The 11,711-nt window shown below is 32.9% G+C and carries 8 protein-coding genes; 2 read left to right on the top strand and 6 right to left on the bottom strand.

From position 1 onward, the window contains the following. Positions 1 to 167: 167 nt before the first annotated feature. Positions 168 to 1,748: a RagB/SusD family nutrient uptake outer membrane protein gene (locus HNP35_RS22350; protein ID WP_184167664.1), complete on the bottom strand. Its 1,581-nt coding sequence runs from the start codon at positions 1,746 to 1,748 to the stop codon at positions 168 to 170. 9 nt (positions 1,749 to 1,757) lie between these two features. Then, on the bottom strand, positions 1,758 to 4,871 hold the full coding sequence (locus HNP35_RS22345; RefSeq protein ID WP_184167667.1) for a SusC/RagA family TonB-linked outer membrane protein: 3,114 nt from the start codon (positions 4,869 to 4,871) through the stop codon (positions 1,758 to 1,760). Between the two features lie 587 nt (positions 4,872 to 5,458). On the opposite strand from HNP35_RS22345, the gene HNP35_RS22340 reads away from it, so the two are divergent. Continuing rightward, positions 5,459 to 6,124: a ribonuclease HII gene (locus tag HNP35_RS22340; RefSeq protein WP_184167670.1), complete on the top strand. Its 666-nt coding sequence runs from the start codon at positions 5,459 to 5,461 to the stop codon at positions 6,122 to 6,124. A 123-nt stretch (positions 6,125 to 6,247) separates the two neighbouring features. On the opposite strand, the gene HNP35_RS22335 is transcribed toward HNP35_RS22340, so the two are convergent. The 4 genes from HNP35_RS22335 to HNP35_RS22320 form a co-directional block, all read right to left on the bottom strand. After that, positions 6,248 to 7,099, bottom strand: coding sequence for a nuclear transport factor 2 family protein (locus HNP35_RS22335; protein WP_184167673.1), 852 nt, complete (start codon positions 7,097 to 7,099; stop codon positions 6,248 to 6,250). A gap of 301 nt (positions 7,100 to 7,400) precedes the next feature. Further along, entirely contained in the window at positions 7,401 to 8,099 is a 699-nt protein-coding gene (gene lipB / locus HNP35_RS22330) for a lipoyl(octanoyl) transferase LipB (protein WP_184167676.1), read from the bottom strand. A gap of 5 nt (positions 8,100 to 8,104) precedes the next feature. Continuing rightward, positions 8,105 to 8,857 carry a hypothetical protein gene (locus HNP35_RS22325; RefSeq protein ID WP_184167679.1) on the bottom strand — a complete coding sequence of 251 codons (753 nt, stop codon included), beginning with the start codon at positions 8,855 to 8,857 and terminating at the stop codon, positions 8,105 to 8,107. A 99-nt stretch (positions 8,858 to 8,956) separates the two neighbouring features. Beyond that, entirely contained in the window at positions 8,957 to 9,682 is a 726-nt protein-coding gene (locus HNP35_RS22320; RefSeq protein WP_184167682.1) for a hypothetical protein, read from the bottom strand. 274 nt (positions 9,683 to 9,956) lie between these two features. Here HNP35_RS22320 and lysS point away from each other — a divergent pair, with 274 nt between their 5' ends. Beyond that, entirely contained in the window at positions 9,957 to 11,660 is a 1,704-nt protein-coding gene (lysS, locus tag HNP35_RS22315) for a lysine--tRNA ligase (protein WP_184167685.1), read from the top strand. Positions 11,661 to 11,711 lie beyond the last annotated feature (51 nt).

Here is an 11,711-nt window from a genome sequence, read left to right as displayed (position 1 = left end):
ATAAATTTATTTTGACAAAATATGCTGAGCAAAGGTAAAGATAAAAACGTATTAACGAAAAAACATAATATATAATATAAAGTGAAAATTGTTTCACTATTTTGAAACGAAAACCCCGTATACAAAAGTATACGGGGCTCCCAAAAAAAATTCAAAATAATTACCTATTACCAATCAGGATTTTGTCCTAAACCTGGATTTGTATTCATTTCTAATTGTGGTATTGGCCATAAGAATCTACGGTCAGCTGCAGGAATTGCCGCAATAGGAGTAGCTATTACATAAGTATTTCCTAAAACGAATGCAGCAGCAGTAGGCGCAGCATTTGCCATTTTAGCAGGAATACCGCTTGTAGCAACCGCTGCTATTGGATCTCCTTGTAATCTGTGAATATCAGTCCATCTACGTCCTTCTTGTAAAAACTCAATTCTTCTTTCTTTAAGAATAGCAGCAACCATTGCAGCATCTGTTGTAAAAGAAGCAGCTGTATAAGCCTGAGTAGTTGGATTTGCCAAAGATCTGTTTCTTACAGAGTTTAATAAAGTTAAAGCTGCCGGTAAATTTGATTGACGAGCTTGAGCTTCAGCCATATTCAACACTACTTCAGCATATCTAATAATTGGAGCAGCATCAGTTCTGTTTGTCACATCTGTATACTTGTTAGTATATTTAATGCTAGATGCTGTATAGATAAACTTTCCATCTTCTCTACGTTTATCATCAGCTAACCATTGTGGATCTCTCCAAATGATTGGGCTGATACATACTAAAGCTCTATCTTTTAAGATACTAGCTAAAGCAGCATTTACACCTGGATTAGCCGTAGCTGAATGCTGAATAGAGAAAATAGACTCTGAGTTACTAGCATTAGTTCCAGTAGTGTTTTGGAAAGGTGCGTATGGATCTGCAGTTAATGCAAAAGCTCCGTTTAATTTAGCTCCTTCAACCAAAACATTTGGCCAATCTCTTTTTTGAAGATAAAGTCTAGTTTTGAAAGCAATAGCTGCCCACTTAGAAGCTCTACCAATTGGTCTAGATGCAAAAGCAGTACTGCTACCTGAAGTAATTAAAGCCTCAGCATCATTTAAATCAGCTAAAATTTTATCATAACAATCCGCTACTGTATTTCTTGGTTTTGCAGATTCAGACTCAATTTCTTCGAATGTATTTACTCCAACTGTTCTGTAAGGAATACCAGGGTGAGTTGCACCAGGAGTATAGTGATAAGGTCTAGCAAAATAAGTCAATAATTCTAAGTGCGTAATTGCTCTTAAGAATTTAGACTGTCCAATATAATTGTCACCAATTGCTTTAGTAATAATACCTTTTGCTACAGCTTCATTAGTTCCTTCAATCATAAGGTTACATCTGTTGATCAATCTGTAACCATCAACCCAATAGTAAACGTTATTAGCAGTTGTTGGATCATAAGTACCTCTATAAGTTAACTCATAGAAAGTTGCCATATTCACAACATCTTCTCCTCTAGCTTCACCTTGTTCAACATAAGCTGCTCCCCATACATATCCACGACCACCGTTCGGGCTAGTTGGAGCGGCATTATACTGTCCTATTGCAGCTGCATTATAAACCCCATTCATATATGTTGATATTAATGTAGGTGTAGTAAAAGCATCAGGACTTAAGATATTGTTGATCGGCTTTAGATCGATTACTTTTTCTTCTGTACATGAACTCATCCCAAGTACCACTGCAGAAAGTAAAATTGTTTTTATTATATTTTTCATATTTCTTTATTATAAACTTACATTTAATCCAACTGATACCACTTTTGCACGTGGAGTACCATTAATATCTACTCCAGAAGTTTCCATTTCAGGATTCAATCCTTTGTAATCTGAAATTAACCAGATGTTTTGTCCTTGAACAAAAAGTCTAAATGTATCTACACCAATTTTGTCTAATAATACTTTTGGCAATGTATAACCTAAAGTAATGTTATCAAGTGAGATAAAATCTCCTTTTTCAACAAAACGTGTACTAGCACTTCCAGAAAGGTTAGTAAATGTATTTGAACTTGCATATAATCTTGGTGTCCATCCGTCTCCAGGATTAGCAGCACTTTGCCATCTTCCTAAGATTTCAGTTCCGTTATTGTTGAAGTTTTGATTCATCAACTCTCTTCTTGTAGAGTTGAAGATTTCATTTCCTCCACTAAATCTGAACATGAAACCAAAATCGATGTTTTTATATTTCATATTAGATGAAACTGACCCATAATATGTTGGCAATGTATTTCCTAAGATCTTTTTATCAGCTGTACTTAAAGTAGCTGCTGTTGTAGCATCCATCGGTCCACCTGGGTTATTAGCATCAAATTTGAAGTAAGTTTGAGTACTTAAATTACCTTGAACTAAACTTCCATCTGCTTTGTAATAAACTGGGTTACCATTTGCAGGGTTAACTCCCCAATATTGGAAACCATATAAAGAGTTGATTGACTCACCTTCAGCAATAATAATATTTGGGGCAATATTTGTATCTGTAGAAGAACCACCTACGATAGACTGTCCTTGGTAAAGAGCTGTAACTTTATTCTTAGTAAGAGTTAAGTTAGAAGAAAGATCCCAAGAGAAATTTTGCGTATTGATTGCTTTAAAGTTAAGAGAGAACTCATATCCTTGATTGTACATTTTACCAACGTTTTGGTTAACTGTATTATTTGGAATACCAATAGAAGGAGATGTTGGAGCTGCCAACACTAAGTTATCAATGTTATTTTTGAAATAATCAAAAGCTAAAGTCAAACGATTGTTCATGAATCCTAAATCTACACCAAAGTCAACTTTACTAGAAGTTTCCCACTGCAATAAAGGATTACTAAATTGGTAGTATCCAATTCCGTTTGATGGCCCATAAGGAGAACCAATTGTAAGGTCTTTAGAAGGATAAGCTGCACCATTCAATACATCAACGTTACCTACTTCAGAATAAGAACCTCTGAATTTCAAATCAGAAAGCACTCCGCTAATTCCTTCCATGAAACTTTCTTTAGAAACTGTCCAACCAGCAGAAACTCCAGGGAAGTTGTGGTATCTAACATCAGATTCAAATTGTGAAATTCCGTCACGTCTAAGAGAAGCTTGTAAAAAGTATTTTTCTTTAAAGTTATAAGTAAAACGACCTAAGTAAGAAATAATACCTTTTTCTGTAATACCTCCACCTGCATCTTTAGTGTTGAATGTATTTGTTACAAGATTCTCATCAAAGAAATCACTAATGATGTCACTTCCTTGACCCCATAACAATTTGTCTCTAGATTTTTGGTATTCAGCAACTCCTGTTAAACCAATGTTGTGGTTTTCTGCAAAAGTATGTTTGTAGTTCAAGATATTTTGCCAGTTCCATCTCAAAAGATTTCTGTTATCTTGGTAAACTAAACCATTAGATCCACGTCCATCACCATGAATAGGGTTCCAATATTGAAAACCATCAGTCATAGCATTATCAGCACTAATTTGTAATTTATAGCTTAAATCTTTAGTAATTTGCGCATTTGCATAAGCACTTGCGATAATTCTCGTTGTTGTAGACTTGTATTTATTGTGGTCTAAAACATACATGATGTTTGTAATGTTATCCCCAACAGCTGCCGTGTTATCCCACTGACCAACTGTAGCATTATTTGCTGAAAGGTTGTATCCTGTTGGATCTAAAGCATCATAAATTGGAATATTAGGTAACTGTCTGATTGTATTAAAGATGTTTCCAGAAAGACCACTAGCATTACTATTCAAACCATCGTATTCTGTTCTACTTACAGCTAAGTTTGTTCCAACACTTAACCATTTGTTTATTTCCTGATCAATGTTTGTTCTAATAGAGTATTTTTTCATGCTATTAGCCAAGTTGATACCATCCATATCTGAAAGTCCTAAAGACAAGTAGTATTTAGTTTTCTCAGAACCTCCGCTAAAATTAAGATTATGCGTTACTTGTGGAGCATTTCTTAAAACAGCTGCTTGCCAATCTGTATTGTACGTATTTCCAACAGCCCAAGGAGTTTGGCCTGCGTTTGTTCTTTTCTCATTAGAAATCACCAAGAAGTCCGGAGTTTGCAACAAATCGTATGTTTTAGCAGCACTTGCAACACCAAAAACGCTTGAATAGCTTACTTTTAAAGTACCTTTTTTACCACTCTTAGTTGTAATCAAAATTACCCCATTGGCAGCACGAGATCCATAAATAGCCGTTGCAGCTCCATCTTTTAATACATCAAAAGACTCAATATCTTCAGGATTAATATCTGCTAAACCGTTTGTTGCAGAAACTCCTCCAATATCTCCAGAAAAAATTGGAATACCATCTACTACAATTAATGGCTCTGTACTACCAGAAATAGATCCGATACCTCTAATTCTAATTTTTGGAGCAGCACCCAAAAGACCAGTATTTGTTAAAACCTGAACTCCCGTTGCTCTACCAGCTAAAACACCTTCGAAAGATGGAGTAACTAAGTTAGCAATGTCTTTTCCAGCAATTTTAGAGATAGATCCTGTTACCTCTTTTCTTTTCTGTACACCGTAACCAACAACCACAACTTCGTTCATTAATTGTGCCTCAGACTCCAATTCAACGCTAATTGTGTTAGAAGTTCCTACGGTTACATTTTTGTTGTTCATTCCTACGTAAGAGAAAATCAAAACATCACCCGTTTTTGCTTTGATAGAATAGCTTCCATCAAAATCTGTCTGAGTACTTGTTTTAGATCCTTTCACAAGGACATTTACTCCTGGAATAACACCTGTCTTATCAGATACCTTTCCAGTTACAGTTCTCTCCTGAGCAAAAGAAAACTGCATAGATAACGCTACAAGGAGCGTACAAATCCATTTTAATTTTAATTTCATTTTAAGTTATTTTGAATTAGTAGTTCGCAAACATCATAATTATTTCTTAAAATCACAAACGATTTATTAACACTTTCTAATGTTATTTTAATGTTTCCTTAACACTTACAATTAATAAAGCAACAAAACCACGCTTAAACCTAGTTATATTTAACAAAATGGTTAAAAACGCTTTTTTTATCACTTTCTAATTTTAACAAATAATTAACATAATTAAGTGTAACAAATCTCACTTTTTTAAGTTACAGTTATGATATTTTATAAATATTATCCTAACAAAACATGGATTAAAAAAAAATGTTAAACTCACATTTTTGAGGTTTTTGTCTTTCAATCATTTTTTTGAAACAAAAAAAATTATCTCTAATTTATTTTTCAGGAAATAAGTGTGGCTATAATCTGATTTTCAAACCTTAAAAAACGAAAAACTCTACCTCAGTTACTTAACATGTAACTCCATATTTTTGTTAATTTTCCTACAAATATATTCTTAAATATCTTACAAAAAAAATATTTTATTTTTTTAGAACTTCAATTTTAGGTCAATCTTTAAAAAATGATAATATTTGTGTTTCAAAATGAATAAAATGCTCGAAAAAAATTTCTCAGGATTTATTTTAGAAACTGGAACTGACGAAGCTGGCCGAGGATGTCTTGCGGGTCCAGTTACCGCCGCCGCAATAATTTTACCTGAACATTTTGAAAATCAAACTTTAAATGATAGTAAACAGCTTTCTGAAAAAGCAAGAGCACTTTTAAGACCTATTATAGAACAAGAAGCTTTATGTTTTGCTGTTACCCATTTGTTTCCAGATGAGATTGATGAAATAAATATACTGAATGCTTCTATGAAAGGAATGCAAGAATGCATCTTAAAACTCAAACACGTTCCTGAATATATTATAGTAGATGGAAATCGTGCTTTAAATGCTAAACTTGGCCTTAAAAATACGTGTGGAAAACAATTTACTTCTGAAGAAATTGCATTACTAAAATCAATACCTAATCAAAGTATCATAAAAGGTGACGGAAAATATTTAAGTATTGCCGCAGCTTCTGTATTAGCCAAAACATATCGAGACGAATATATGGATATGATTCATGAAGAATTCCCGATGTACAACTGGAAAAAAAATAAAGGCTATCCAACTAAAGAACATCGAGAAGCCATAAAAAAATACGGCACTACAAAATATCATCGAATGAGTTTTAGGCTTTTGCCAGAACAACTCGAACTGAATTTTTTCGAATAAAAAAACGACCATTCAGGTCGTTTTTTTTCTAATTACTAGTCACTATTTACTTTTTACTTTTTACTTTTTACTTTTTACTTTTTACTTTTTACTTTTTACTTTTTACTTTTTACTTTTTACTTTTTACTTTTTACTTTTTAAAAATTCTGCAAATTGCTTTGTATCATAATAGAAAGGTCTCACTGCAGTTATTTTTCCATTTTTTAAATCAAAGTGTTCTGATATTGGCATTGACATAGTTTTACCAGATTTTTTAGATTTACAGCTAATTGTGAAATAAATGATAACTTCATTTTTAGAAGCATCACTAAAGTAAGTCGGTTCTTTTTCTATTTGCAAATCAAAAAATTCTGTTGACTTAGCAAACATTTTATTCCATTCGCTAAAACCTATAAAAGTTCCTCCGTACGGCAGTCCTATTGCTTGATTGTAAATAGCACCATCTTCTATCAAAGTTGCCATTGTATTAAAATCTCTTGTTTTAAAAAGGCATTCGTAATATTTTGCCACTACTTTTAAATTATCAGCTTCAAGATTTTTTAAAAGGTCAGCTTCAGACAATGCTGCATCTTTATCCCAAAAACCAATAATTTTACTCACTTGCCCTTTTCCATTTAATCGTGCAAAATCGCGGCCTCCCATGATCAGCTTATTTTTCGAATCGACAATTTTCCATTCCCAAGTCACATAATTGTCTTTTACAATTTTTGGCCCCGATGTTAAGATTGCGTCTGGAAACTTTTTATAAAATTCGTTTATTACATTATTAAAGGCCACTACTCCTTTTATAGATGCCGAGGGATCTTCAAAAGTACTGTCTTCCAGCCAAATTGTTTTGATCAATTTCAATCTGGAATCGCTGTTTTTCTCTTGCCAAACTTTTTCGTATGCAGTAATTGGATATAATTTTTCTTTCTTCTGAGCAAAAAGACCATTAAGAATAAATAGAAAACATAATAAGTAGATTTTTCTCATAAGGAATTTGGTTAGATTTTGATTAAACTTTACTTGTGATGTTTTCAAATTTAGCACAAATACAGAATAAAATTACGTTAGTCCTATAATTTGCCATACTTTCAAAATCTTAACTTTTGCCAATTGTTTTTTCGTTTTTTTGGAAGCTATTTTTATAAAAAAACGCTTTCTGTTTAAATTTTGAAATTTCTTTTTTAGACACAAAACAGTCGAATTAAACCTAAACTAGTAGCATTTACGGAATAAAACAAAAAACCGTTTCAAATAACTTGAAACGGTTTATAATATCTAGAAGAGAATTTTAGATAAATTCTGCTTCAAATAACTCTTTTAAATGTTTGATAATTTTAGCTTTTACTTCTTCTTCGTCAACCTTTTCTACACCAAGTTCAACGTTTAAAGAAGTTACACCTTTTCCGCGAATACCACACGGAATTATATTATCGAAATATCCTAAATCTACATTTGCATTTAGAGCAAAACCGTGCATGGTTACCCAACGCGACGCTCGTACGCCCATTGCGCAAATTTTACGTGCAAATGGAGTTCCAACGCCGAGCCAAACTCCGGTTTCCCCTTCGCTTCTACCCGATTCTAAACCATATTCTGCTAGTGTGAGAATAATTGATTCTTCGAGAAAACGCAAATATTTATGAATATCGGTAAAGAAATTCTCTAAGTCTAATATCGGATAACCTACAATCTGTCCTGGTCCGTGATAGGTTATATCGCCACCACGATTGATTTTGTAGAAAGTTGCTCCTTTTGCTTCTAGTTGTTTCTCGTTTAATAATAAGTTTTCTAAATCTCCGCTTTTACCTAAAGTATAAACGTGCGGATGCTCAACAAACAATAAATAATTTGGTGTTGGCAGATCAAGTTCTTCTCTTCTGTTCTTGATTTTTAAATCGACTATATCTTTGAAAATTTCTTCCTGATATTCCCAAGTCGATTTATAATCTCTTTTTCCAAGATCCTGAAGTTGGATTTTTTTGTTCATTTTAATTATTTTTCAAACTCAACATCGAAGTTAAGTTTGTCGGGATTCTCCATATAATCCGTAAAAGAGTATTGAATGGTAAGTGATTTTCTATCGTCGCTAAATAATGCATTCGGATTAGAAACTTTTTTTATTTTTTTTGGAAAATGGTATTTGACAATATAATTTGAAGATGCAAACATCATTTTTGACATATCTCCTGCAGAATCTTTAGGTTTTGCAGCCAATTTTTGTTGGTCGATTACTGCTCTTCTTGTAAATTTTTTTCCGTCGTAAGTGTAGCTTAATTTACTATTATTATCTCCAAAACCATTTCCTAAAGGACTCGCACCCGCTCCTCCTTCTAATTTTTGAAATGTACTTAAGGTTTGTAAAATATCTTGAAGTTCGTTTACATTTTTAAAATCGGTTCCTAAAGTCATTAAAAACTGTTTTTTAGCAGAACTCATTTTGGTTGTAACAACAAAATTTTCCAGTTTTTTAAGTTCTTTCTGAGTCTCTGGAGACAATTTTGCAATACTATCTTTTTTCTGTTCGAATAATTGTTTGAATGTAAAAGTCGAGTCTATATCTTTTTTAGCCTCTTCTCCCATTTGACCCGCAATCTGATCGCCAGCCATTTCCATTAGAGAAGAACCGTCCATATCTACAGAAAATTTTCCAGTGCCATTATCGTTAATGTAAATGTTTTCAGTAAAAGTACAACTTGTTAATGTTGCTATTAAAAAAGAAAAACTTAATAATTTGTATAATTTCATAAGAGTACAATTTTTCATCAAAGATACGAAGTTTTTTAGGTTTTGAGATTCTGAGATCCTAAGTTACTAAGATGTTGAGTTTTTCAACTTTCTTTTTTATTATTCCAAAACCACTTCAAGATTTGTCATTTCTGGATTGCGCAAACAATCAGATAATTTAAATTCTAATGTTAAAGATTTTTTATCTGAATTGATTATTGCTTTTAGATTGGAAACCGATTTTATTTTTTTTGGAAAATGATATTTCAAAACATAAATCTGAGCCAATTTTGAAGAACTGTACTTTTTCTCGAAATTTTCAACTTGTAATTTTGCTTTTTCAAATTCAGCTGTATTGATAATTGCGTCTGAACGTTTGAATACTTTTCCGTCAAACGCATAGCCTATTCTAAAATAATGTTCTTCTGCCGTTAAAGCATAATTATGCTGAATATCTGATGCATAATCTTCCGTTTTGAACAAATCTGGAATTTCGTGCACTTTATCAAAATGAAGTGTGAAAACGGTTCTGAATTCTTTTTCATAAGAACTTCGTTTGATCTGTGTTTTTACATTGGCATATTTTTGAAACAATTGCTGTTCTTCTGGTTTATATTTCGCAAAGTTTTGTTTGTATTTTTCGATATATCCTTTAAAAATATACGTGGTATCCTGAAATACATTTTCTTTAGAATATTCTTCGCCAACCAATTGCATATAACTATTTTCATCTCTAAGTTGCTCTATTTCTATTGTACCACTTCCGTCTGAATTGATTATAATTGTCTCGGTAATTTGACAGCTTACAAATAAAATTAGAATTAATAAGCACGATAGGTATTTCATTTTTTAGTAGACTACAAGGTTACAAGTTGCTAAGATACTTAGTTTTTTATTTAATTTCTTACAAAAAAGATCTTATAAAAACAAAAACCTATAAACTAGCCCCGATAGAAGTGGAAATCCTTTTATGCCGGTGTTCGGCATAAAAGATTGTAACGGATAGCGGGACTAAAGGTGATTGAAAGCCAATAAATTGCTGCTTCAAAAAATCTAAAATCTGCATTCTAAAATCTGCATTCTTTTTTTTATCTTTGCACACTTAAAAAAATAGCACAAAATGGCATTATCAGAACAAGAAATCATCAGAAGAGAAAAACTTCAAAATTTACGCAATCTGGGAATCAATCCTTATCCAGCTAATCTTTTTCCTGTAAATCATACTTCAAAGCAGATAAAGGAATCTTTTGAGGAAGGTAAGAAGGTTATCGTTGCGGGACGTTTGATGAGTGTTCGTGATCAAGGTAAAGCTTGTTTTGCTGAATTACAAGATAGCGAAGGACGTATTCAATTGTACGTGAATCGCGATGTTTTGTGTGAAGGTGATGATAAAACTTTATACAACCAAGTATTCAAAAAACTTACTGATTTAGGTGACTTTATTGGTATTGAAGGTGAATTGTTTACTACACAAGTTGGTGCAAAATGTATTCGTGTTAATGGTTTTACTTTTTTAAGTAAAACATTACGTCCGCTTCCGTTACCGAAAGTTGACGAAGAAGGAAATGTACACGATGCTTTCAATGACGCTGAATTACGTTACAGAATGCGTTATGTAGATTTAACGGTAAATCCGCAGGTTAAAGAAACTTTCCTTAAGAGAACAAAATTGTTTACTGCAATGAGAGAGTATTTTAACAATGCAGGATATTTGGAAGTTGATACTCCGGTTTTACAGTCAATTCCTGGTGGAGCTTCGGCAAGACCATTTATTACGCACCACAACTCACTTGATATTCCGCTTTATATGCGTATTGCGAATGAGTTATACTTAAAAAGATTAATTGTTGGTGGATTTGAAGGTGTTTATGAGTTCTCTAGAAACTTCCGTAACGAAGGTATGGACAGAACGCATAATCCAGAATTCACTGCAATGGAAATATATGTAGCTTACAAAGACTACAACTGGATGATGGATTTTGCTGAAGGTCTTCTTGAGCATTGTGCGATTGCTGTAAATGGTACAAGCGAAGTTACTTTTGGCGAGCACAAAATCAACTTTAAAGCGCCTTATGCACGTGTAACAATGACAGATTCTATCAAACATTTTACTGGTTTTGATATTTCTGGAAAAACAGAACAGGAATTGTTTGAAGCTGCAAGAGGAATGGGAATCGAAGTTGACGAAACAATGGGTAAAGGAAAATTGATTGATGAGATTTTTGGAGCAAAATGTGAAGGAAATTATATTCAGCCAACTTTCATTACAGATTATCCAAAAGAAATGTCTCCACTTTGTAAAGAACACCGCGACAATCCAGACTTGACTGAGCGTTTTGAATTAATGGTTTGCGGTAAAGAAATTGCAAATGCTTATTCTGAATTAAATGATCCTATTGATCAAAGAGAGCGTTTTGAAGATCAAATGCGTCTTTCTGAGAAAGGTGACGATGAAGCAAACGGAATTATCGATGAAGATTTCTTAAGAGCTCTTGAATACGGTATGCCTCCAACTTCTGGAATGGGAATTGGAATGGATCGTTTGATTATGTATTTAACAAATAACGCTTCTATTCAAGAAGTTTTATTGTTCCCTCAAATGCGTCCTGAGAAAAAACAAGCTCAAATTGAACTTTCTGATGAAGAAAAATTCATTATTGACTTGCTTACGAAGAATGAAAACAGAATGGATCTAACGCAACTAAAAATTACAGCTAATTTAAGCGGTAAAAAATGGGATGCTTCTATGAAAAACTTATCTAAACACGGTTTGACTAAAGTTGTCGTTGATGGTGAGTTTAAATTTGTGGAATTGGTGGGGTAAATTTTTGCCTTATTTTATTATAAATACAACCCGATAAGTTTATAGCTTATC

Source organism: Flavobacterium notoginsengisoli, from assembly GCF_014207905.1.
In the GTDB taxonomy this organism is placed as follows: domain Bacteria; phylum Bacteroidota; class Bacteroidia; order Flavobacteriales; family Flavobacteriaceae; genus Flavobacterium; species Flavobacterium notoginsengisoli_A.
This window is presented reverse-complemented; position numbering and strand designations above follow the sequence as displayed.

Excerpts from the sequence above, each read along its gene's own strand:
- HNP35_RS22320 (WP_184167682.1), bottom strand. The coding sequence starts at position 9,682 with ATGAAATACCTATCGTGCTTATTAATTCTAATTTTATTTGTAAGCTGT.
- HNP35_RS22340 (WP_184167670.1), top strand. The coding sequence starts at position 5,459 with ATGCTCGAAAAAAATTTCTCAGGATTTATTTTAGAAACTGGAACTGAC.
- HNP35_RS22350 (WP_184167664.1), bottom strand. The coding sequence starts at position 1,748 with ATGAAAAATATAATAAAAACAATTTTACTTTCTGCAGTGGTACTTGGG.
- HNP35_RS22335 (WP_184167673.1), bottom strand. The coding sequence starts at position 7,099 with ATGAGAAAAATCTACTTATTATGTTTTCTATTTATTCTTAATGGTCTT.
- HNP35_RS22325 (WP_184167679.1), bottom strand. The coding sequence starts at position 8,857 with ATGAAATTATACAAATTATTAAGTTTTTCTTTTTTAATAGCAACATTA.
- HNP35_RS22345 (WP_184167667.1), bottom strand. The coding sequence starts at position 4,871 with ATGAAATTAAAATTAAAATGGATTTGTACGCTCCTTGTAGCGTTATCT.
- lipB (WP_184167676.1), bottom strand. The coding sequence starts at position 8,099 with ATGAACAAAAAAATCCAACTTCAGGATCTTGGAAAAAGAGATTATAAA.
- lysS (WP_184167685.1), top strand. The coding sequence starts at position 9,957 with ATGGCATTATCAGAACAAGAAATCATCAGAAGAGAAAAACTTCAAAAT.